Consider the following 21,116-nt stretch of genomic DNA (forward strand, 5'->3'; position numbering starts at 1 on the left):
GCCGGGTTGGCCATGGGGCATTCCTTCTCATGGCTACCGGCCGGTAAGGTGTTACCAACGGTAACCCATTCGAGGAGAGTGCGCACATGGCCGGCTTCTGCCCGGAGCTCAGCGATGACGTGGTCGAGGTACGCGACTGGGTGCATGAGTTCGCCCGTGACGTGATCCGCCCGGCGGGCGCCGAATGGGACGAGCGGGAGGAGACTCCCTGGCCGGTCATCCAAGAGGCGGCCGAGATCGGCCTGTACTCTCTGGACTTCTTCGCCACCCAGTGGTTCGAGGAGAGCGGGCTGGCGCTGCCCGTGGCGTTCGAGGAGATCTTCTGGGGCGACGCGGGCATCGGCCTGGCCATCGTCGGCACCGGCCTGGCCGCCGCCGCCCTCGCCTCGAACGGCACCCCGGAGCAGATGGGGGAGTGGCTGCCGCAGATGTTCGGCACGGAGAACGACATCAAGCTGGGTGCCTTCTGCGCCTCCGAGCCGGACGCCGGCTCCGACATCGGCGCCATCCGCACCCGCGCAGTCCACGACCGGGGCGACTGGGTCCTGGACGGCGTCAAGACCTGGGCCACGAACGGCGGCATCGCCGACGTCCACGTCGTCGTGGCCTCGGTCGAGCCGTCACTCGGCACCCGGGGCCAGGCGTCCTTCGTCATCCCGCCCGGCACGCCCGGGCTGTCCATGGGCCAGAAGTTCCGCAAGCACGGGATCCGCGCCTCCCACACGGCCGAGGTGATCCTGGACGGCGTGCGCGTACCAGGCTCCTGCCTGCTCGGGGGCAAGGACAAACTGGATGCCCGGCTGGCGCGCGTACGCAATGGGGAGCGTGCGGGCGAGCAGGCGGCGATGCGCACGTTCGAGACCACCCGCCCGTCGGTCGCCGCCATGGCCGTGGGCATCGCCCGCGCGGCCTTCGAGTACGCCAGGGACTACGCCCGCGAGCGCGAGCAGTTCGGCCGCAAGATCGGCGAGAACCAGGCGATCGCCTTCCTCCTCGCCGAGATGGCCACGCGGGTGGACGTGGCCCGCCTGCTGACCTGGCGCGCCGCTTGGATGGCGCGCAACGGCCGCCAGTTCACGCAGGCGGAAGGGTCGATGTCGAAGCTGGTGGCGGGGGAGACGGCGGTGTGGGTGACGGAGCAGGCGATCCAGATCCTGGGCGGCGCCGGATACACCAGGGAGCACCCGGCGGAGCGCTTCCACCGGGACGCCAAGATCTACACCATTTTCGAGGGCACGTCGGAGATCCAGCGGCTGATCATCGGCCGCGCGGTGACAGGCCTGCCCGTGCGTTGACGTTTTCGCAGGTGCACGCCCCACGCACATGAAAAGGGGGCCCCTGCCTGGTTGATCGCCGATAGGGTCGCGTTCCTGATGATCACACTGTGTTCCGTGATCATGCGGTGGGTTCCTGTGTGCGGCGGAACCGTTCGTCGATCACTGTTCGGGCGCGTTCGTGCGATTCCGGCAGCACGTCGTGATCGTCACAGTGAAGCCGGCCGGCCCGCACTGATGGGTGATGTGAGCTGAGGGACACACCACTCAGGTTCCCTTCCTGGATCAAGGCAAGGGGGCCGATCGTCACGCCGACCTCCGGGGAGGCCCGCACATGACTGCGCGTGCCCGGCTCGCTAGGGTGAGGCGTCCCGCCCCCCTTCTCTCCTCCGGGAAGTGTCACGTGCTCCGTCGTCACCGTTTAGGCGTTCCCGCCCTCATAGTCACAGGCGTCTACCTCTCGGCGCTGGCCGTCGCCGTGGTAGTCGCACTGGCCGCCGGCGACCTCGGCGCGTTGTGGTGGATGACGTTGTTCGCGGCACCGGACGCGAGCATCCAGGTGACGTGGCCGAACGTGCTCCTGCTGACCCTGGCGGGATTGGTGGTGGCCTGGGCGTTGTGGGAGTTCCTGCGCGGGCCGCTGACCGGGCCGCCGGCGGAGCAGGACCGAGACACACGGCGCTTGCGCGTGGCGCTGTACGTCGCGGCGGCGTCAACCCTGCTCAACCCGTTCCTGACGACCTGGTCCTCGTGGGGAGCGGTGGTGACGTTCGTGCCGATGCTCGGGGTCGTGCTCCTGCTCTCTCCGGTCGTGGGACGCACCCGAAGACATGTCCTCGTCCTGCGGGTCAGCGGCACCCTGGGATACGGATGCGCCGCCGTCGGCTTGGGGTTGGCGTTGTCCGGGCAGGCAGTCGGAGCTCTCGCGTTGGTCGCCGGCTTGGCGTCCCTGATCTGGAACGTGCTGGTCCTGCGGGCGCAGTGGGACAACAACCGCTTCCAGCGGACCACCGTCAAGTACGGCATCCTCGCTCTGGTGCTGCCCGCCGTGCTCACGATGGCGGGCAGGCTGAGCGGAGTGCCGCTTGAGGTCTACGACGACGTCGTGGCGGTCGCCGGTGTCCTGGCCGTGGTCTGGCTGGCCCGTTCCGCCCACGACCTCGACGCGCCCCCGGCCGTGTCGGTCCCCTCCACGTGACACGGTCACCGAGTACGCATCCGGACACACTGCGGGAAGATGCGCACTACGTACGGTGTGACGTCGAGGTCAGCTCGAACGCCGAACAGGCTTACTGCCCAGTGCAACACGGCTGCACGCTGACCTGAACGGGCCGAGCCGTGAATGGCCAAGGGGAGCAAACATCATGGTCCCTGGCACCGGGCGCACGGCTGCGCAGCTGACCCGCTACCTTTTGTGGACCTGAGGAGCAAATGCGCCTGCTCCAGTGATCGAATGGCTACTCTTACAATCGAGGGGTCACTGGTTCGAATGCAGTACCCACCGGCGTGACGGCCGCCCCCGGTGTCCCGCAGCTGGAATTTGTCGGCAAAGCTCGGCCAAGACACGCAGAGTCCCCGTCGCATCCCCTCGAGTCAAGGGCACTCGATCCATGGGGGTGGGAGCCGGATGAACCGACGGTTCGAGAACAAGGTGGCCGTGGTCACCGGCGGCAGCCGGGGGATAGGGGCGGCGGTCGCGCGGCGGCTGGCGGACGAGGGCGCGAGTGTGGCCATCGGCTACCGCGCTGACCGAGCAGCAGCCGACGGCCTTGTCTCCCGCCTCGCCGGCGACGGCGCCAGGGCGATCGCCGTGCAGGCCGACGCGATCGACCCCCAGCAGATCCGCCGCCTGATGGAGGAGGCCGTCGCCGCGTTCGGGCATCTGGACGTGCTGGCTTCCTGCGCCGGAATCGAGCACTTCGGGCGGCCGAATCGTGCTCACCTCTTCCGTCTCCGCCTCCCGCGCGGTCTTCCACCACACCCTGTACGCGGCCAGCAAGGCGGCCGTGGAGGCGATGGTGCTCAACCTCTGCGCCGAGCTCGGCACGCGGGGAATCGCCATCAACGCCATCGCGCCCGGCGGCACCGCCACCGACATGGCCGCGGAGAACGCCCAGAGCTATGTACACCCGGATCTCGATCTGACCGCGGACGCCTGGATCCGAACGCAGACGGCCCTGGGCCGGCTGGCGGAGCCGGACGAGATCGCCGCCGCGTACGCCTTCCTGGCCAGTGACGACGCCTCCTACCTCACCGGCCGCACCTTGGCCGCCGACGGCGGCTTCTTCTGACCTTTTCGGCTGGTCCATCGCCACGCGGTGCCCGCCGCTAGCGGCTTGAGCTGCATGGACGGAGTTCTCTGGGTCGGCGTGCCCGCTACAAAGTGTGAGGGCAATATGACATATTGTGGCGTATCCGCTCACCCAGCAGGTGCAGGGCTGCTGTCGCGGATGGGGGTGGGGCGTGACGCAGGTGATGGTGACGCTGCCGTCCGCTGTCCAGATGGTGCTGCTGGTCGCGGCGGCTTTCGGCAGTGCGGTGCTGTCGGGGGTGGCCGGCTTCGGCGGCGGGGTGCTGATGGTGCCGATCCTGGTCACCGCTCTGGGCCCACGAAACGCGATCGTGGTGGTCACCATCTCCCAACTGGCCAGCAACGGCGGCCGGGCGTGGTTCAACCGGACCGAGATCGACCGCCGGCTGGTGGGTGTCTGCTGCCTCGGAGGCGTGCCCGGCGCCGTGGCCGGAAGCCTGCTGGTGACGGCCACGCCGCTGGACACTCACACGCGGGTCATCGGCGGCTTCCTGCTGGCCCTGGTGCTGTGGCGGCGGTTGCGCCCGGCCGCCGTCCACGTGCCAGATCCGGTGTTCGTGGTGATGAACGGACTGTCGGGTCTCGGATCCGGTCTGGTGGGCTCGTTCGGCCCCTTGATCACACCGTTCTTCTTGGCGCGCGGCCTGGTGCGCGGCGCCTACATCGGCACCGATGCCGCCGCCCAGCTGATGGTGCACATCACCAAGCTCGTCGTCTTCGGCGCCGTGGCCTTGCTGACCGTCTCGACGGGTCTGGTCGGGCTTGTGCTTGTGCCGCCCAGCATTGCCGGGGCCTGGCTCGGGAAGCAGATCGTCGATCGGATGCCGGTCGGTGTCTTCGTCGCGGTGGTAGAGATTGCCCTGGTGGCCTCTGGCGTGTTCCTGCTGGTCCACGGGAGGTCGTAAGGCCAAGGTTGCGTGGTACGGCCGCCGCGCCGCCCATGTGGCCGAGTCCGGCGCATTCGATCGCCGGGAGTGAGGCTGGTGGTGGTTACCGGGTCAGCTCCTTCCTTCTAGGTGGGCCAGGTCGGCCTCGTCGAGCTGCAGGCGGTCGGCGGCCAGGATCGGGTCGACCTGGCCCGGGCGGCGGAAGCCGACGATGGCGCCGTGGACGGCCGCCGCCAGGAGCGGCCCTGGGGATGTTTCACAATCGGTGGGGCAGCCCCGAGTTGCGGGTCATCGGCCGATCGGGTGCCAGACCGTCTTGATCTCCAGGAAGGGTCTGATGCGGGACAGGCCGGGATCAGGGTCGTTCCAGTCGCCGTCTTCGGTGGGCCGCAGGACTCTCTTGAGTGTGGTCGCCGCCAGGGTCTCCAGCTGGGCCGCGAGAGTCCCTGCGCCGGCCAGATCCAGGGCGTTCACGTCGGCGTGGCCGGCCAGCGGCGGAGCGAGCTCAGCCAGGCGGCCGGTCAGGATGTTCGCGACGCCTGCCGGCAGGTCCGAGGTGGCCAGCACTTCGGCCAGCGTGATGGCAGGCAGTGGGGCGCGTTCGCTCGCCACCAGCACCACCGTGTTGCCGGAGGTGATCACGGGTGCGAGCACCGAGATCAGCCCGAGCAGTGGGGCGCCGGTGGGTGCGAGGACGCCTACGACGCCCGTCGGCTCGGGTTCGGAGAGGTTGAAGAACGGGCCGGACACCGGGTTTGCTCCGCCCAGCACCTGGCCGATCTTGTCTGTCCACCCGGCGTAGTAGACCCAGCGGTCGATGGCCGCCGACACGAGCGACTGGGCCTTGGCCGGGCTCACCCCTTCTGCCGTGGCGATCTCCTCGGCGAACTGGGCCCGCCGTCCTTCCATCATCTCGGCGATCCGGTAGAGGATCTGGCCGCGGTTGTAGGCGGTGCGGCCCGACCAGCCAGGGAACGCCTTACGGGCCGCCACCACGGCGTCGCGTACGTCTTTGCGGGATGCCTGGGCGGCGTTGGCGAGGTGGACCCCTGCCGAGGACGTCACGGGATAAGACCTGCCTGATTCCGAGCGTGGGAACGCGCCGCCGACGTAGAGCTTGTACGTCCTGCGCACGGTGATGCGCGGGGGGATGTCAGCCAAGGTATGCCTCCAGCCCGTGTCGGCCGCCCTCGCGGCCGTAACCGGACTCCTTGTAGCCGCCGAAGGGGCTGGCCGGATCGAACACATTGAAGGTGTTGGACCACACCACACCGGCGCGCAACCGGCTCGCGGTCCAGAGCATCAGGGAGCCCTTCTCCGTCCAAACCCCGGCGGAGAGCCCGTAGGGCGTGTTGTTGGCCTTGGCCACGGCCTCCTCCGGGGTGCGGAAGGTCAGCACCGACAGCACCGGCCCGAAGATCTCCTCGCGGGCGATCCGGTGCGCCTGCGTGACGCCGGTGAACACGGTGGGCGGGAACCAGTACCCGCGCTCCGGGAGGGGGCAGGATGGCGACCAACTTGTGGCGCCCTCCGACTCGCCGATGACAGCGAGCTCGCGGATCCTGGCGAGCTGCGCTGCCGAGTTGATGGCTCCGATGTCGGTGTTCTTGTCCAGCGGGTCGCCGAGGCGCAGCCGCTCGATGCGGGCTCGCAGCTTCGCCAGCAGCTCTTCCGCGATCGATTCCTGTACCAGCAGCCGCGAGCCTGCGCAGCACACGTGGCCCTGGTTGAAGAAGATCCCGGAGACGATCCCCTCGACGGCCTGGTCGATCGCGGCGTCGTCATAGACGATGTTGGCGCCCTTGCCGCCCAGTTCGAGGGTGAGCCGCTTGCCCGTGCCGGCGACCGCGCGGGCGATCTCCCTGCCCACTTCGGTTGAGCCGGTGAAGGCCACCTTGTCGGCGCCTGGGTGTGCGACCACGGCCCGGCCGGTGGCGCCGGCTCCGGTCACGATGTTCACCACGCCTGGCGGCAACTGGGCCTCCTGGCAGATCTCGGCGAACGCCAAGGCGGTCAGCGGGGTGGTCTCCGCGGGCTTGAGCACGACCGTGTTCCCGGTGGCCAGCGCGGGCGCGATCTTCCAGGCGAGCATCAGCAGCGGGAAGTTCCAGGGGATGACCTGTGCGGCCACGCCCAATGGCCTGGTGCCGAGCCCTGCGTGCGCCAGCTTGCCGGCCCAGCCGGCGTAGTAGAAGAAGTGGGCCGCGACCAGCGGCAGGTCGATGTCCCTGGTCTCTTTGATCGGCTTGCCGTTGTCCAGCGATTCGAGCACGGCGAGCTCTCGGGCGCGTTCCTGGATGATGCGTGCGATCCGGAACAGGTATTTGCCGCGCTCGGCGCCCGGCAGGGGTGACCACACCCGCTCGAACGCCCGCCGCGCCGCGGCGAAGGCGCGCTCCACGTCGGCGTCGCCGGCGGCGGCCACCTCGGCCAGCGGCTCCTCGTCGGCCGGGTTGACTGTGATGATGCGCTCGTCATTCTTGGCTTCGACGAACTCGCCGTCGATGAACAGGTCGTACGACGGCCGGATGGACACGATGGATCGTGACTCCGGCGCGGGCGCGTATTCGAAGATCTCCACGCCTCTCCCTAGTCGATGGTGTAGTAGTCGGGCCCGCTGTAGTGGCCGCTGTCGAGCTTGGTCCGCTGCATGAGCAGGTCGTTCAGCAGCGTCGAGGCGCCGAGCCTGAACCATGCCGGATTCAGCCAGTCATCCCCCGCGATCTCTTTGACCAGCACCAGGTAGCGGATCGCGTCCTTGGTCGTACGGATGCCGCCCGCCGGCTTCACCCCCGCCTGCCGTCCGGTGGCGGCCCGGTAGTCCCTGACGGCCTCCAGCATGACCAGGGTGACCGGCAGGGTGGCGGCGGGCGTGACCTTGCCGGTGGAGGTCTTGATGAAGTCGGCCCCGGCGTGCAGCGCGAGCCAGGACGCCCGCCGTACGTTGTCGTACGTGACCAGTTCGCCGGTCTCGAGGATGACCTTCAGATGGGCCTGACCGCAGTGCTCCTTGACGGCCGTGATCTCGTCGAAGACCTTGTGGTAGTCGCCCGCCAGGAACGCCCCCCGGTCGATGACCATGTCGATCTCGGTCGCTCCCGCGGTCACCGCCGTGGCCGTGTCGGCCAGCTTCACCTCCAGCGACGTGCGCCCGGCGGGGAAGCCCGTGGCGACCGAGGCGAGCCCGACTTCGCTGCCCGCCAGAGCTTGGGCGGCCACCGCGATCATGTCGGGGTACACGCAGACCGCGGCGACCGGGGGAGCGGTGAGGTCGGCTGGATCGGGCCGCATGGCCTTGGCCGCCAGCGCGCGCACCTTGCCTGGTGTGTCCGCCCCTTCGAGGGTGGTCAGGTCGACCATCCTGATGGCCAGGTCGATCGCCCGCCGCTTGGCCGTGGTCTTGACGGACCGGGTGGCCAGGTCGGCGGCCCGCCTGCGCACGCCGACCTCGTCGACGCCTGGCAGTCCGTGCAGGTAGGCCCGCAACGAGCCGGGGATGGTGTCAGGCACGAGCGCCACGCCTCTCTATGAGCATGTTGAGGACGAGGGCGACCAGCAAGATGAGGCCGGTCACCACCATCTGGAAGAAGGAGCCCAGGCCGAGCAGGTTGCACAGGTTACGTAGCACCGACAGCAGCAGCACCGCCACGAACGTGCCGAACACGCCGCCCCGTCCGCCGAACAGGTTCGTGCCGCCGAGCACCACGGCCGCGATCGCGTCCAGTTCCAGGCCGTTGAAGGCGGTGGGCTGGCCCACGGTCAGGCGGGAGGTGAGCAGCACCCCGGCCAGCGCCGCCAGCGCGCCGGACACGGCGAACACGGTGGTGATCATGCCGCGCACGGGCAGGCCGGAGAGCCGCGCGGCCTCCTTGTTGCTGCCGACCGCGTAGACGTACTCGCCGAACGTTGTGCCGCGCAGCACCACGGCGGCGAGGATGGTGATCACGACGAAGATGATCCCGACGATCGGCACATAGCCCATGAACCCGCCACCGAGCAGCTGAAACGCCTCTGAGCCGCCGCTCTCCGCGGGCTTGCCGTCGGTCAGCAGGTACGTGAGCCCGCGTACGGCGGTGAGCCCGGCCAGCGTGGTCATGAACGACGGCAGCGACAGATAGGCCGACAGGCCTCCCATGATGGCGCCGAACACCGCGCCGGCCGCGACGCTGAGCAGGATCGCCGGTACGACCGGCACGCCCGAAGCCATGAGCAGGGCGATGGTCATCCCGCCGAAGGCCGCGACGCTGCCGACCGACAGGTCGATCCCCGCCGTCAGCACCACCATGGTCATGCCGATGGCCACGATTCCGGTCAGCGACGACTGCTGCAGCAGGTTGGCGATGTTGCGGCCGGTCAGAAACTGCGGGGCCAGCAGTGACGCCACCACGCACAAGGCGAGGAAGACCAGCAGCAGGTTGGACTTGACGATCAGGTCGGCGCCGCGGCGCGATCGGGCGCCGGGTTCCTGGCCGGCGGTCGAGGTCACCGTGGATCCGATGGATGCGGTCATGGTGTGGCTCCTGTGATGACGGTGTGCGCGATGACGCTTTCCGGACTGACCCGGGGGTCGAAACGCGCGACGTTGCGACCCTCGTACAGGACCTGGATCCGGTCGGCGTTCGCGGTCAGTTCGTTGAGCTCGCTGCTGGCGAGCAGCACGGCCACGCCCTGGTCGGCGAGGTGGCGCACCTGCCGGTAGAGGTCGGCCTTGGCGCCGACGTCCAGGCCGCGCGTGGGTTCGTCCAGCAGCAGGACCCTGATCCCGCCGCGGGTGATCCACTTGGCTAGCACGACCTTCTGCTGGTTGCCGCCGGAGAGCTGGCCCACGAGCTGGCCGGGCCTGGCCACCTTGACGCCCAGGTCGGCGAGCGCGGGCTGGGCGAGGCGCCGCCCGAGCCGGCCGGGCAGCAACCATGGGGAACGGCCGAGCGCGCCGATCGCGGCGTTGCGGCTCACGGAGAGGCCCAGCATCAGTCCCTGCTCCTTTCTGCTCTCCGGTACGAGTGCCAGTCCCGCGCGCACGGCCGTGGCCGGGCCGGAGACCTTGAGCGGGCGGCCGTCCAGCCGGGCCACGACGTGTGCCTTGAGGTCGCCGAAGAGTGCGCGCAGCAAGGTAGTCCGTCCCGCGCCGCCGAGCCCGGCGAGCCCGACGACCTCGCCGGGCCGCACCTCGATGTCGCGTATGTCGAGCAGCCCGGGCACGTGAACCCGCTCGACGCTGAGCAGGGGCTCGCCCTCGGGCGCGGGCCGGTCCGTGGCGCCCACGAGCTCACTCGCCTCGCCGATCATGGCGGCCACGATCTCGTCGGGGCCGGTCGAGGCCAGGTCGTAGACGCCGGCCGTACGGCCGTCGCGCAGCACCGTGGCGCGGTCGCCGATCTCCATCACCTCGTTCATCCGGTGAGAGATGAAGATCACTGAGCGCCCCTCCGCGGTGAGGGACCGGATGACCTCGAACACGGCGAGCAGCTCGCTCTCGCCGAGCGTGGCGGAGGGCTCGTCCATGACGATGACGCGCGCATCGGCGGTCAGCGCCTTGGCGATGGCGGTGAGTTGCTGGGCCGCGATCGGCAGCTCCCTGACCGGTTTGGTGACCGGGAAGGTGGCGCCCACCCGCTCCAGCGCCTCGCGGGCCAGCTTCGCCCGCCGCGCCCGCCGGACGAACGGGCCCAGCCGCGGCGCCCTGCCCAGCAGCAGGTTCTGCGCCACGGTGAGGTCGGGCAGCAGGTCGAGCTCCTGGTAGATCACGGCGATGCCGGCCGTCAGCCCAGCGTGCGGGGTGGCGGGCCTGAAGGGCTGCCCGTCCAGCAGAATCGTCCCCTCATCCGGCTGGTACGAGCCCGACAGGATCTTCATGAGCGTGCTCTTGCCGGCGCCGTTCTCGCCCAGCAGGCAGTGCACCTCGCCGGGGCGGACGCTCAGCTCCACGCCGTCCAGGGCGACGGTGCCGGGAAAGCGTTTGACGATGCCGGTCATGCGCAGCCGTTCGGCGGTCCCGGTCATGACTCCTCCAGCAGGTGAGCCGCGTTCTGGTCGTCGGTGATCAGGACGTCGCACAGGCCGCTCGTCACGACGGCCCGGCACACCGCCCGCTTCGCCTTGCCGCTGACCAGCGCGACCGAGGTGGTGGCCGAGCGCAGGACGTCCAAGGAGAGGCCGAGCGTGCGCCCGTTCAGGCCGGGATCGACGATCCGGCCGTGCGCGTCGATGAAGCGGCCCAGCACGTCGCCCACCGCGCCGGCGCGCGCGAGCCTCGCGAGGTCGTCCGCGTCGATCTGGCCGGAGTCCACCAGCACCGAGTCGCTGCCCATGCTGCCCGGGCTGAACAGGAACAGGTCCGCCCGCGTGGCCAGGGCGAGCACGTCGGAGACGGCTCGGTCGTTCTCCAGCACCGCCCGGGTGCTTTCCTGCTCCAGGATCGCCGGCGCGGTCAGCATCGTCGCGGTGCCGCCGCCGTGGTGGGCGATCAGGCTCGCCATGCTGTGCGCGCTGGTCGGCTGCCGCGAGCGGCTGAGCGCGCCGTTGATCTGCACTACGTTGACGCCTGTCGCCCAGCCGGGGGCCAGCCCGCCGGCCAGCCGGTCGAGCGTGCGCCCCCAGGAGACCCCGATCAGCCGGGGCACGGGCCGCATCTCCGTCAGGTGGTCGGCTCCCGCCGCGGCCACCCGGTCGCGCAACTGCTCGTCGTCGCCGCCCCCGTTCGCCACCACGATGGCGTCCCGCAGCCCGAACCGCTCCCTGATTGACCGCTCCAACGTACGCACCCGGGAACGCGGATGCAGTACATCGATCCGGACGATGCCGACCTCGCGCGCCTCGGCGAGCATCCGGCCCACCTTCCAGCGGGTCAGGTGCATCGCGTGGGCGATCTGCTCCTGCGTCTCGCCGCTCTCGTAGTAGCGGACGGCCACCTGGTAGAGCTGGTCGTCGTCGGTCATGAGCCGGACCTTTCGCTCAGCCGGTGGGATATCCCCGTCGTGGCGGCGGTGGCCGCGCGGTAGTCGGCGTAGCCGGTCCGGTACGCCTCCACGTGCTCGGCGATCGGTTCCACTGTGCGGACCCGGGGCGCGTACTGTGCCGCCGCCTCCGCCAGCGAGGTGTGCCACCCAGAGCCGACCGAGGCGAGCACCGAACAGGCGCGCAGCGTGAGATTGTCACCGGCGACCAGGTGAACCGGTCGCCCGAGGACGTCCGCAGTAGTCTGGAGCCACAGCTCGTTGTGCCGGATGCCGCCCGAGAGGAAGACCTCGTCCACGGCGATCCCGCCGTCGGTGAAGGAGTCGATGACCTGGCGGGTGCCGTACGCGACGCCTTCCACGGCCGCCCGGTAGACCTGCTCGGGAGAGCTGGCCAGGGTCAGCCCGAGCACCGCGCCCCGCAGGCGCGCGTCCCGCAGCGGCGTGCGGTTGCCCATGAAATAGTCCAGGACGATCAGGCCATGATCGACAGGCGGCAGCGCCGCCGCGGCCTTGATGAGCCCACCGAGCTCCGCCCGAGGCCGCCCGATGAGCCTCTCGCCCGCCCAGGCCAGCACGGAGCCCGCGCTCACCTGGCCGCCCTCCACGAGCCAGCGGCCCGTGTGCAGCGCGTCCGGGTACGGCCCCCAGACGGTGGGCGGGAAGACCGGTTCGTCGATCTCCGTGACGAACGCGTTGGACGTGCCGCAGACGATCGACACTCGGCCTTCGGGTGCGCCGCCGATGGCGAGCAGCGACAGGTGCGCGTCGATCCCGCCGGACACGACTACGGCGGGGCCGGTGAGGCCGAGCTCTTCGCGGGCCCCGGCGCCTAGTGGCCCGACCGGGTCGCCGACGGGCACGATGTGGTCCGGCAGCTTGCTGCCCAGGTCGCCGATGCCGAGCGACTCGTACAGGTCGTGCGGGGAGCCCGCGCCGCGGGGGTCGTAGTTGCTCTTGCAGACCGCGTTCATCCGCGATCCGGCCCACCGCCCGGTGAGCCGCCACACCATGTAGTCCACCGCTTCGGTGATGCGTGCGGCGGCGCGGTAGGTCTCGGGCTCGTGGCGGGCCAGCCACATGGCCTTGGGCACCAGCCACTCCACCGCGTCGCAGCCGCCGGAGTAGCGCAGGACCGAGTGATCGGTCCGCGCGGTCAGCGCCGACTCCTCGCCCGCCCGGCCGTCCATCCACAGCAGGGCCGGCCGCAGCGGGCGCCCGTGCCGGTCCAGGACGGCCACCGTCGAGGCCGTGGTCGCCACCGCGACTCCGGCGATGGGCGGGTTCCCCGCCTCGTCAAGCGCCTGTCGCACCGCGTGGACGCTCGCCCGCCACCAGTCGTCCGGGTCCTGCTCGGCCCACCCGGGCCGGGGAAAACTGGTCGGGTACGAGGCGTCGCCCGCCCCCATCGGCGAGCCCTCGACGCTGTAGACCGCGGCCCGCGCGCCTTCGGTTCCCAGATCGAGAGCGAGGAAAGCAGTCATCGTCACTCCTCGTTCGGCAGGAAGAGGACCTTGGAGCTGAAGATCGACCGGTCACCGAGACTGGCCATGGTCTCGGGCAGCGCGTCCAGCCCCAGCTCATGCGTGATCATGAACTTCCACGCGAGGTCGCCCGAGGCCAGCGCCCTGGCCGCCACCCGCCACTCCTCCCCGGGGAACGGCGCGGAGAAGGAGTTCCAGGCGCCGTGCAGGGTGACCTCGCGGCGCAGGAACGAGCTGAACGTGGACTTCGGCAGCACCACGGGCTCGTGCGGGATGCCGATGAACACCGCCTCGCCGTGCCTGGCCGCCAGCGCCACGGCCTGGTCGACCGTGGCGGGCGCGCCCGCGGACTCGATGACCACGTCGTAGCCGTCACCGGCCAGCTCTGCCGCCGCCTTCGCGCTTGTCGCGGTGTGCGTGGCGCCGGCCTCGGTCGCCATGGCGGCCTTCTGGTCGTTCAGCTCGATCACGAGCACCTCGGACGCCCCGGCGATCCGGGCCCACTGCACGGCGAACAGCCCGATGGGGCCGGCGCCCACCACCGCCACTCGGTGGCCGCCGCGCATCCTGGTGCGCCACAGGGCGTGCAGCGCGATCGCGGCCGGGTCGAGCATGGCCGCGGCCCGTGGGTCGAGATCGGCGGGCAACACCATGAGGTTCTCGTCCGGCACGGTGACGAATTGCGCGTACGCCCCGTCCCTGCGGCTGCCGAAGTAGCCGTAGTCCTTGCACAGGCTGAAGTGGCCCTGGCTGCAGGGGGCGCACTTGTGGCAGGGGATGAGCGGAGGCACGGTGACCAGGTCGCCCTCGCGTACCCGGCCGGTGGCGGCCAGGCGGTCGCCGAGGCGTACCACGTGTCCTGAGAACTCGTGGCCGCAGATGATCGGGAAATGGTAGGCCCCCGCGTGCAGCATGCGCGGGATATCCGATCCGCAAACCCCGCAGGCCGCGACACGGACGAGCGCTTCGCCGGGGCCTGGTTCGGGCACGGGCACCTGCTCGACTCTGATGTCGCCGGGAGCGTGGAGCACCGCGGCCTGCATGGTTTCCGACATCCTGTCGCCTTTCTCCTTGGTTTACTTAGAGGCCCCGGCGAATTCGCCGGTCCCGGCGTACTGAGCCGCGTTGTCCGTGTCGATCAGCGCGGTGCCCGCGTCGATCGAAGGGTCGACCTTCTCGCCCTTCTGAACCTTGAGCACCGTCTCCACGGCCTTCGTGCCGAGCGAGATGGGGTCATTGAGCGCGGTGGCCACGTACTGGCCGGCGGGGATCTGCTTGACCGCCTCCATGAGCCCGTCGACCCCGGAGACCAGGACCTTGTCCTTGCCGTTCTCCTTGAGGACCTGCAACGCGCCGAGCGCCATGTCGTCGTTGTGCGCGTAGACGGCGGCCACGTCAGGGTGGACCTGGAGCAGGTCCTGCATCGCGGTGATCGCCTTAGAGCGCACGTAGTCCGAGTACGGGCCCTCGATGATCTTGATGTTGGGATTGGCCGCCACGGCCTCGTGGAAACCCGCGCTGCGGTCGCGTGCCACGGCGCCGCCGGCGTCACCGCGGATCTCGATGACCTTGCCGCCCTTGGCGCCGAGCTGCTCGCTGAGCCGCTTGCCGACGAGCGCGCCCATCGCCTTGTTGTCGCGTCCGACATGCGCGACCGCGCCCTCGGGCACCGGTCGGTCCACGGTCACGACGGGGACGCCGGCCGCCTTGGCCGCAGCGATACCGGGCTGCACGCCTTGCGGGTCGACCGGGTTGACGAGCAAGACGTCGACCTGGCGGGTGATGAGGTCCTGGATGTCGTTGTTCTGCTTGGTGACGTCGCCGCCCGCGTCGGCGAAGTACAGCGTGGCACCGGCCTTCTTGGCGGCAGCCTCCGCTCCTTCGCGGAGCTGGACGTAGAAGGGGGACTGTTGGGTCGCCTGGCTGAAGCCGATGGCGACGGGACCGTCCGCCGGCCGGCCGGTGCCCTCGGCGGATCCGCCGGGAGTGGCGGACACCGAGCATGCGGACAAGGCGGTGACCAGGAGGAGGATAGGAATTGAGAGCGGCCGGAATCCACGCATATGGGCCTCCGTATGTGGCGTAGATAACGCACCGTAAGTCGGGTATTAACCTGCCTGCAACACTTGAGCCGGATTTTGCTCATATGAGCAAATCTCGAGTGTGATCGTCCGGGGCCTTGGCCCATGCCGCGGGTTTCCGCAGGTGATAGGGGTTGTACGCGCTCCCGGGCCGCCGAATCGGACGTGCGGCTCCGCCGGCCGGTGCCGCGCTGCGCGTCCGCCCAGGGGGCCTTGGCGGTGTATTACGAACCGCCGAGGTGATGGCGACGGTCGTGGGGTCGGCCCCGGACGCGGTGTCGGTGTTGCCACCATCCCCGTCAGCCGTCACGACTCCGGACTTCAGGAACGCCCTGACCAGCGCACACACCCGCTTGTCTTTGATCCTGACCCGCAATCGGTTCATCAAAGCGCCCTAGTGGTCGTAGTCACTGGGCCGCTTTAGGATCTTGTTCATGAGCGAGATGATCTACCGGGCGACCGCTCGCGTGCTGCTGGTGGATGACGTCGATCGGCTCCTGGTCTATCGCGGGCTGCTGCTTCAGGTTGAGGATCCTTACTACGCCTGGTTCACACCGGGGGGCGCTGTTGATCCTGGTGAAAGCCTGCAGCAGGCCGCCGCACGCGAACTTCGAGAGGAACTGGGGTATGCCGTCGCTCCCTCAGCCCTTGGACCGGTCGTCGCGATCAGTTCGGGAACATGGTCGCTAGGCGGTGAGACGTTCAGCTCAGTGGATTCCTACTTCTCCCTTCGCGTCAGCGGGCTGGAGGTGGACACCTCTGGCATGGACGAAGAAGAACGGCAGGTGACTGACCGCTTTGAGTGGTGGACGGTTACGGAGCTGAGGTCGGCAGCAGAGATTATCGTTCCGGTGGGCCTGGCCGAGCTGATGGAGCGCCTGCTGCAGGGGAATCTTCCAGCTCAGCCGGTCGCGCTGCCGTGGCATTTGCCAGGTGTGGCGGGAACGTCTGGATGACCGTGGGCTCAGCGCCCGAGTCGTGTGGCTACCGATCCTCGTCGGCCACTGGTCGGCGGACAGACTCACCGCGGTTGGCATCCGCTCGTACCTGTTCGTTGGCGGTTGTGCCTGGGGGCGCAGCCGGTGTCTGCATGGCGGAGGCGAGGAGTGCCAGTTTGTCGGCGTTGTCAGTGCCGGGGTCCGGGTGGTAGACGACGAGCATCTGGCCTGCCGCGCCGCCGATGCCCAGCCTCTCGCGGTTCAGCTGGAGGCCACCGACCTGGGGGTGGTCGATGTGCTTCGCTGCGCCTTCGCACGCCTTTACGTCGTGGCGGGCCCAGAGCTGGCTGAAGCGGTGGCTGGCGAGGGAGAGCTCGCCGACGAGCTCGATGAATCGGGGGTCGTCCGTGTCAGTGCCGACGGACTCGCGGAAGCCGGCGACCATGCCCGCGCCGGCGTTCTCCCAGTCCGGGTAGAGGGCCTGTTCGGCGGGGTCGAGGAATACGTCCCGCAGGCGGTTGGCTCCCGCCACGAGGCGCGGTGACAGAGCGGTCGCCAAGGCGTTGGCGGCGAGGACGTCGAAGTAGCGGCCCTCGACGTATGCGGGTAGCGGGAGCGTGGCGACGAGCTTGGCGACGCCCGGAGGGACGGTCTCCTTCCGGGGCCGGCGCCGGGGCCGTCGGGGTTTGCCGGCGCCAAGGCGTAGCAGGTATGCCGTCGCGTCGTCGTCGAGCTGCAGCACGCGGGCGAGGGACTCGAGGACCTGCGCCGAGGGGTTGCGGTCGCGGCCCTGTTCCAGGCGCAGGTAGTAGTCGGCGCTGATGCCGGCGAGCATCGCGACCTCTTCCCGGCGCAGGCCCGGCACGCGCCGTACCCCCAAGACGGGGATACCGACCTGTTCAGGAGTGACGAGCTCACGGCGGGCGCGCACGTAATCGCCCAACAGGTTCGATTCGTCGCTCATCTCTCCACTGTAATTTGCGCGACTGCGCGCGTGCCTGGTCCTGTCACCCCCAGGATCGCAGGGGCCCTGGCTCCGTCAGAGCCCGGGCGGCAGCCTGGTCAGCGGCCCACCGAGCCACGGCTACACCCCCACCGACGACGCCGGCGAACTCGGGCTGGTGGTCCTCGTCCTTCCGCGGCCCCAACGCGGACAAGCACAGCAAGGAGCGAAACCATGTCAACATATCTGCTGGTACACGGTGCCTGGCATAGCGGACAGTGCTGGGAACGGGTGGTCCCGCTGCTGGCGTCGGCCGGACACCGGGTGGTCGCGCCGTCGCTGACCGGCTACGGCGACAAGGCGCATCTGCTCAGCCGCGAGGTGGGGCTTGACACGCACGTCGATGACATCGTCAGTCTGATCATCGAGGAAGACCTCACCGAGGTGGTACTCGTGGGACACAGCTACGGTGGGCTGGTCATCTCGTCCGTGGCCAACCAGGTCCCGGATCGGATCGCACGTTTGGTCTACCTCGATGCGATGGTCCCGGAGGACGGTGAGAGCGCGGCCGATGTCCAACCCATAACGCAGGCCCTGATCGACCTCGCCGTGAAGTCCGACAGTGGCTGGCGGGTTCCGCCGCTCCCCGAGCTGCCGCCGCCCTCGGGTCTGTTCGGGGTCACCGACCCGGCGGACGTCGCCTGGCTGCGCACGATGCTGTCGGATCAGCCGGTGCGCTGCCTTCAACAACCGGTCCGGCTGGACAACCCGGCCGTGAACACGATCCCTCGGACGCACATCCACTGCACCGTCGGCGTGCCGGAAGGCATCGCCCGTCGACCCGTCCCCGCGATACAGCCCAACGGCACCCCAGCACAGGTGTGGGAATTGGAGACCGGCCACGACTGCATGATCACCATGCCGGTCGAACTCGCCGAACTACTGCTCAAGCTCGGCTGACCCGCTCACTCGGCGCCAACATGCCGCGGTGACGCCGACCAGGGCACCCCAGTTCCCACCCAACCAGTGCCTGTTCGAGGTTCAGATCTTTGAGATCCGCGGAGTCGCGATCAGTGATCAAGCGGAGATCGCGGCTGGCAGTAGTTGCCCTCGGGATAGCGGCCCAACGCGCTGCCACGATGATGCGAAGGACCTGGCCGAATGCTTCGCGCCGGTCCCGCTGCCGGACTGTCAGGGCGAACATGGCGACGTGGTTGCGGGTGTGCGGCCAGGGCCAGGGCTGGGAGAGGATGTGCGCCCGTTCCAGGCGCCGCCGGCGCAGCTCGGAGCCGGTGGCCATGCGGGCCGCGCGCATCTCGGCGCGGTAGGCGGTGCGCACTTGGGCGGGCCCCATAAGGCCGATCATGAGGTCGTTCCGTCCGGTTGAGTCGTCGTGGGTCCGCAGCAACCGTCGGCGCAGTGCTGGGCCGCCCGCTCCTGTTCGCCGGTGGCGGCGATGGGAGCGCAGCAGGCGTCCCCGCGCCAGGCCTCGCGGCCTTCCTTGACCGCGACGGCGGCGATGACCAGGGCGGCGATCGGGTCGGCCCAGGACCAGCCGAACAGGCTGTTGAGCGCGAGCCCGGCCAGCAGCACGGCGGACAGGTAGGTGCAGAGCAAGGTCTGCTTGGAGTCGGCGACGGCGGAGGCGGAGCCGAGCTCGCGGCCGGCGCGGCGCTGGGCTGCCGACAGGAACGGCATGATCACCAGCGAGGCGGCGGCCAGGATCAGGCCGGGGGTGGAGTGTCCGGCTTCCGTCCCGACGCCGAGCAGGGCGCGGACGGCGTCGTACGTGACGTAGGCGGCCAGCGCGAAGAAGGAGAGCGCGATGACGCGCAGAGCGGTCTTCTCCCGGCGCTCATGGTCGGCGGCCGAGAACTGCCAGGCCACGGCGGCGGCCGAGGCGACCTCGACGATCGAGTCCAGGCCGAAGCCGATCAGCGCGGCCGAAGAGGCGATGGTGCCGGCGGTGATGGCGACGGCGGCCTCGATCACGTTGTAGGTGATGGTGGCGGCGACCAGGAGCCGGATGCGGTGCCGCAGGGCGGCCCGCCGGGCCGGGGTGGGGCCGAGGTCCAGGCCGGCGCCGGCCATCAGCAGCAGTCCTTGTCGGCGGCTTCGGCGCAGGTGCGGTCGGTGCCGGCGGCCACCGCGACCACCGCGGTGCGTAGGTCGTCCAGGGCGTGGCCCAGCCGGGGGTCGGACAGCTCATAGCGGGTGCGCCGGCCGACCGGGACCGCCACGACCAGGCCGCAGTCGCGCAGGCAGGCCAGGTGGTTGGACAGCCGGGTGCGGGAGACGCCGAGCAGCTCGGCGAGATCGGCAGGATGCGCCGGCGCCTCGCGCAGGGCGATGAGGATGCGGCAGCGGATCGGGTCGGCCAGGGCGCGGCCGAACCGGGCGAGCACCTCGATCTCGGGGGCCATCGTCAGCATGACCTTGAGAGTACACGAATCCCTGAATTCAGGAAGTTCTGTACTCGAGTGTCCGGAGTGGCCGTGATCCACGCTGGTCCTACAGAGCCGTCGAACACGCGGCATGCGGTCCAACAGCGGCTACCAAGTGGCATGCGCTGAGGAGGACTTCGCAGCCCTCCTCTAGAGTGCTTCCGTCCCCTGCACGCGCCTGTGGCCCGGCCCGGCGGCGCGTGCCGACCCCGCCCACGAGCCCGACCGAGGAGCAACCGTGACCGACCTGGCGCCCATAACCCTGCAGCAGGAGATCGCCGGAGATCTCCAGGTGAGCGCGTCCTTCGATGTATGGCAGGAGATCGAGCGCCGGGTGGCCTTCCTCGCCGACCAGCTGACCTCCACGGGCCTGCGCGCGTTGGTGCTGGGAATCAGCGGCGGTGTGGACTCCATGACCGCGGGCCGGCTGTGCCAGCTCGCGGTCGAGCGGGTCCGTGCCGCCGGGCGGGAATCGACGTTCTTCGCGATGCGGCTGCCGTACGGCGCCCAGGCCGACGAGAAGGACGCGCAACTGGCGCTGGAGTTCATCCGGCCCGACCGGGTGCTGACGGTCGATGTGAAGTCCGCCAGCGACGCCGCGCTGGAGGCGATGCTGGCCGGCGGCATGGTCTTCCGCGACGCGCACCACCAGGACTTCGTGCACGGCAACATCAAGGCCCGGCAGCGCATGATCGCTCAGTACGCGGTAGCGGGCGCGCACGAAGGCCTGGTGGTGGGCACCGACCACGCGGCCGAGGCGGTCTCCGGCTTCTTCACCAAGTTCGGCGACGGCGCGGCCGATGTGGTTCCGCTCACCGGCCTCACCAAGCGACGCGTACGAGCCATGTCGCAGGCCCTGGGTGCGCCGTCCGCGCTGGTTCACAAGACCCCGACCGCGGACCTGGAGACACTGAACCCGGGCAAGCCCGACGAGGAGGCGCTCGGCGTCACCTACGACGACATCGACGACTTCCTGGAAGGCAAGCCGGTCGATGAGGCCGCCCTCGCGGCTATCGTCGGCCGCTACCGGCTCACCGAGCACAAGCGGCAGCTGCCGATCGCCCCCTGAGCCGGCACCTCGTCAGCCGGGCCTCGAGCCGGATGGCCACGGTCCCGATCGTGGATCAAAACCGTGGCCCGGTGATGCGGCACCCAGGTCCATCGCCAGGTTATGGGATTGCCGCACCGCGCATCCCCCCCGTCGGGTGCGTCGGCCATGCTTGCGTATTTGACGAATCCAGGGAAAACACGCGGGGTTCAGATCGATCGGATTGGCAATACTACGTATCGTAATGGAGTATCACAATCGGTAATCGAGGTGGGAAGTCATGCGCAAGACGATCATTGTGGCTGCGGCCGTCGCCGTTGTCGCGGCGCTGTCGATGGTGGGGCTGATGGCCCTTCGGGACGGCTCGCGTTCCTCCAAGGCCCGTTGACGCCAAGCTATATGCCGGCCAAGGTGTTCGCCCCTGGCCGGAGCCGGGCAAGGCGCGCTCGGTGATCGCCGTTGCGCCTTGATCCTTCGTCCGCTCGCCAATGGCTTGCGCGTCTCGGCCCGGTTGCTCCGCGCACAGCTCGAAGTCATCGCAGGCTGCAGGTATTGCGGCGTTCCGGCCCGCCATTCAGGCCGTCACCAAGCGGCAGCGATGGGTGTGAGTGTCACTGGCCGCCCTCCCGTAGTCCGGCGTCGATGACCTCCTGAGTCAGGGCAGTCGCGGATGACGGTCCGCCCGTCGCCGGTGGTGGCGGGACTTCATGAACGCCCGCACATGGTCACTGAAGGTTGACGGCCACCACG

At 69.6% G+C, this 21,116-nt stretch carries 19 protein-coding genes and 1 pseudogene; 7 read left to right on the forward strand and 13 right to left on the reverse strand.

The annotated features are described in order from the left end of the window. The first annotated feature begins 86 nt into the window (after positions 1–86). The 4 genes and pseudogenes from ACQPWU_RS21820 to ACQPWU_RS21835 all read left to right on the forward strand — a co-directional run bounded on the left by ACQPWU_RS21820 (position 87) and on the right by ACQPWU_RS21835 (position 4,490). Complete coding sequence (locus tag ACQPWU_RS21820; protein WP_433442812.1) at positions 87–1,295, forward strand: acyl-CoA dehydrogenase family protein; 1,209 nt, start codon at positions 87–89, stop codon at positions 1,293–1,295. Between the two features lie 382 nt (positions 1,296–1,677). After that, positions 1,678–2,472, forward strand: coding sequence for a hypothetical protein (locus tag ACQPWU_RS21825; RefSeq protein WP_433442814.1), 795 nt, complete (start codon positions 1,678–1,680; stop codon positions 2,470–2,472). Positions 2,473–2,901: 429 nt separating this feature from the next. After that, positions 2,902–3,565: pseudogene (locus tag ACQPWU_RS21830) on the forward strand (SDR family NAD(P)-dependent oxidoreductase). Positions 3,566–3,737: 172 nt separating this feature from the next. Next, positions 3,738–4,490 carry a sulfite exporter TauE/SafE family protein gene (locus tag ACQPWU_RS21835; RefSeq protein WP_433442816.1) on the forward strand — a complete coding sequence of 251 codons (753 nt, stop codon included), beginning with the start codon at positions 3,738–3,740 and terminating at the stop codon, positions 4,488–4,490. A 270-nt stretch (positions 4,491–4,760) separates the two neighbouring features. Here ACQPWU_RS21835 and ACQPWU_RS21840 read toward each other — a convergent pair whose 3' ends face one another. Genes ACQPWU_RS21840 through ACQPWU_RS21880 form a run of 9 tightly spaced genes read right to left on the reverse strand, consistent with a single transcriptional unit; the run spans position 4,761 to position 14,909 of the window. Beyond that, entirely contained in the window at positions 4,761–5,720 is a 960-nt protein-coding gene (locus ACQPWU_RS21840) for an aldehyde dehydrogenase family protein (protein ID WP_433442818.1), read from the reverse strand. Then, complete coding sequence (locus ACQPWU_RS21845; protein WP_433445264.1) at positions 5,626–7,047, reverse strand: aldehyde dehydrogenase family protein; 1,422 nt, start codon at positions 7,045–7,047, stop codon at positions 5,626–5,628. The genes ACQPWU_RS21840 and ACQPWU_RS21845 overlap by 95 nt, the downstream gene beginning before the upstream one ends. 14 nt (positions 7,048–7,061) lie before the next feature. Then, a complete protein-coding gene (gene deoC, locus ACQPWU_RS21850; RefSeq protein WP_433442820.1) occupies positions 7,062–7,982 on the reverse strand; it encodes a deoxyribose-phosphate aldolase in 921 nt (306 codons plus the stop codon). After that, a complete protein-coding gene (locus ACQPWU_RS21855) occupies positions 7,975–8,982 on the reverse strand; it encodes an ABC transporter permease (RefSeq protein WP_433442822.1) in 1,008 nt (335 codons plus the stop codon). Before ACQPWU_RS21855 ends, deoC begins: the two co-directional genes overlap by 8 nt. After that, positions 8,979–10,475 carry a sugar ABC transporter ATP-binding protein gene (locus tag ACQPWU_RS21860; RefSeq protein WP_433442824.1) on the reverse strand — a complete coding sequence of 499 codons (1,497 nt, stop codon included), beginning with the start codon at positions 10,473–10,475 and terminating at the stop codon, positions 8,979–8,981. The genes ACQPWU_RS21855 and ACQPWU_RS21860 overlap by 4 nt, the downstream gene beginning before the upstream one ends. Next, the gene (locus ACQPWU_RS21865; protein ID WP_433442826.1) at positions 10,472–11,410 is read right to left on the reverse strand and encodes a sugar-binding transcriptional regulator; all 939 of its coding nucleotides are present in this window, start codon (positions 11,408–11,410) and stop codon (positions 10,472–10,474) included. Before ACQPWU_RS21865 ends, ACQPWU_RS21860 begins: the two co-directional genes overlap by 4 nt. Next, positions 11,407–12,912: an FGGY-family carbohydrate kinase gene (locus ACQPWU_RS21870; RefSeq protein WP_433442828.1), complete on the reverse strand. Its 1,506-nt coding sequence runs from the start codon at positions 12,910–12,912 to the stop codon at positions 11,407–11,409. Before ACQPWU_RS21870 ends, ACQPWU_RS21865 begins: the two co-directional genes overlap by 4 nt. Before the next feature lie 2 nt (positions 12,913–12,914). After that, entirely contained in the window at positions 12,915–13,967 is a 1,053-nt protein-coding gene (locus ACQPWU_RS21875) for a galactitol-1-phosphate 5-dehydrogenase (protein ID WP_433442830.1), read from the reverse strand. A 21-nt stretch (positions 13,968–13,988) separates the two neighbouring features. Further along, positions 13,989–14,909 carry a substrate-binding domain-containing protein gene (locus ACQPWU_RS21880; RefSeq protein WP_433442832.1) on the reverse strand — a complete coding sequence of 307 codons (921 nt, stop codon included), beginning with the start codon at positions 14,907–14,909 and terminating at the stop codon, positions 13,989–13,991. 518 nt (positions 14,910–15,427) lie between these two features. Here ACQPWU_RS21880 and ACQPWU_RS21885 point away from each other — a divergent pair. Then, a complete protein-coding gene (locus ACQPWU_RS21885) occupies positions 15,428–15,949 on the forward strand; it encodes an NUDIX hydrolase (protein ID WP_433442834.1) in 522 nt (173 codons plus the stop codon). A 28-nt stretch (positions 15,950–15,977) separates the two neighbouring features. Here the strand turns inward: ACQPWU_RS21885 and ACQPWU_RS21890 are convergent, their stop codons facing one another. Then, on the reverse strand, positions 15,978–16,895 hold the full coding sequence (locus ACQPWU_RS21890; RefSeq protein WP_433442836.1) for a helix-turn-helix domain-containing protein: 918 nt from the start codon (positions 16,893–16,895) through the stop codon (positions 15,978–15,980). 213 nt (positions 16,896–17,108) lie between these two features. Here ACQPWU_RS21890 and ACQPWU_RS21895 point away from each other — a divergent pair, with 213 nt between their 5' ends. Beyond that, positions 17,109–17,834: an alpha/beta fold hydrolase gene (locus ACQPWU_RS21895; protein WP_433442838.1), complete on the forward strand. Its 726-nt coding sequence runs from the start codon at positions 17,109–17,111 to the stop codon at positions 17,832–17,834. On the opposite strand, the gene ACQPWU_RS21900 is transcribed toward ACQPWU_RS21895, so the two are convergent. From ACQPWU_RS21900 to ACQPWU_RS21910, 3 genes are read right to left on the reverse strand one after another with little or no spacing between them, the layout of a single operon-like run. Beyond that, the gene (locus tag ACQPWU_RS21900; protein WP_433442840.1) at positions 17,821–18,240 is read right to left on the reverse strand and encodes a DUF3703 domain-containing protein; all 420 of its coding nucleotides are present in this window, start codon (positions 18,238–18,240) and stop codon (positions 17,821–17,823) included. The two genes, ACQPWU_RS21895 and ACQPWU_RS21900, sit on opposite strands and share 14 nt — an antisense overlap. Further along, the gene (locus ACQPWU_RS21905) at positions 18,237–18,965 is read right to left on the reverse strand and encodes a cation transporter (protein WP_433442841.1); all 729 of its coding nucleotides are present in this window, start codon (positions 18,963–18,965) and stop codon (positions 18,237–18,239) included. The genes ACQPWU_RS21900 and ACQPWU_RS21905 overlap by 4 nt, the downstream gene beginning before the upstream one ends. Beyond that, on the reverse strand, positions 18,965–19,306 hold the full coding sequence (locus ACQPWU_RS21910) for an ArsR/SmtB family transcription factor (RefSeq protein WP_433442843.1): 342 nt from the start codon (positions 19,304–19,306) through the stop codon (positions 18,965–18,967). The genes ACQPWU_RS21905 and ACQPWU_RS21910 overlap by 1 nt, the downstream gene beginning before the upstream one ends. Before the next feature lie 250 nt (positions 19,307–19,556). Between ACQPWU_RS21910 and nadE the strand changes: the two genes are divergently transcribed. Further along, positions 19,557–20,387, forward strand: coding sequence for an ammonia-dependent NAD(+) synthetase (nadE, locus tag ACQPWU_RS21915; protein WP_433442845.1), 831 nt, complete (start codon positions 19,557–19,559; stop codon positions 20,385–20,387). Positions 20,388–21,116: the final 729 nt, after the last annotated feature.

It is taken from the genome of Nonomuraea sp. CA-141351, assembly GCF_050944675.1.
Taxonomy (GTDB): domain Bacteria; phylum Actinomycetota; class Actinomycetes; order Streptosporangiales; family Streptosporangiaceae; genus Nonomuraea.

Coding starts and splice junctions, on each gene's coding strand:
- ACQPWU_RS21910 (WP_433442843.1), bottom strand. CDS start 19,306: ATGCTGACGATGGCCCCCGAGATCGAGGTGCTCGCCCGGTTCGGCCGC.
- ACQPWU_RS21885 (WP_433442834.1), top strand. CDS start 15,428: ATGAGCGAGATGATCTACCGGGCGACCGCTCGCGTGCTGCTGGTGGAT.
- ACQPWU_RS21875 (WP_433442830.1), bottom strand. CDS start 13,967: ATGTCGGAAACCATGCAGGCCGCGGTGCTCCACGCTCCCGGCGACATC.
- ACQPWU_RS21860 (WP_433442824.1), bottom strand. CDS start 10,475: ATGACCGGGACCGCCGAACGGCTGCGCATGACCGGCATCGTCAAACGC.
- ACQPWU_RS21820 (WP_433442812.1), top strand. CDS start 87: ATGGCCGGCTTCTGCCCGGAGCTCAGCGATGACGTGGTCGAGGTACGC.
- ACQPWU_RS21890 (WP_433442836.1), bottom strand. CDS start 16,895: ATGAGCGACGAATCGAACCTGTTGGGCGATTACGTGCGCGCCCGCCGT.
- ACQPWU_RS21870 (WP_433442828.1), bottom strand. CDS start 12,912: ATGACTGCTTTCCTCGCTCTCGATCTGGGAACCGAAGGCGCGCGGGCC.
- ACQPWU_RS21865 (WP_433442826.1), bottom strand. CDS start 11,410: ATGACCGACGACGACCAGCTCTACCAGGTGGCCGTCCGCTACTACGAG.
- ACQPWU_RS21900 (WP_433442840.1), bottom strand. CDS start 18,240: ATGATCGGCCTTATGGGGCCCGCCCAAGTGCGCACCGCCTACCGCGCC.
- ACQPWU_RS21905 (WP_433442841.1), bottom strand. CDS start 18,965: ATGGCCGGCGCCGGCCTGGACCTCGGCCCCACCCCGGCCCGGCGGGCC.
- ACQPWU_RS21855 (WP_433442822.1), bottom strand. CDS start 8,982: ATGACCGCATCCATCGGATCCACGGTGACCTCGACCGCCGGCCAGGAA.
- ACQPWU_RS21895 (WP_433442838.1), top strand. CDS start 17,109: ATGTCAACATATCTGCTGGTACACGGTGCCTGGCATAGCGGACAGTGC.
- ACQPWU_RS21840 (WP_433442818.1), bottom strand. CDS start 5,720: ATGTGTTCGATCCGGCCAGCCCCTTCGGCGGCTACAAGGAGTCCGGTT.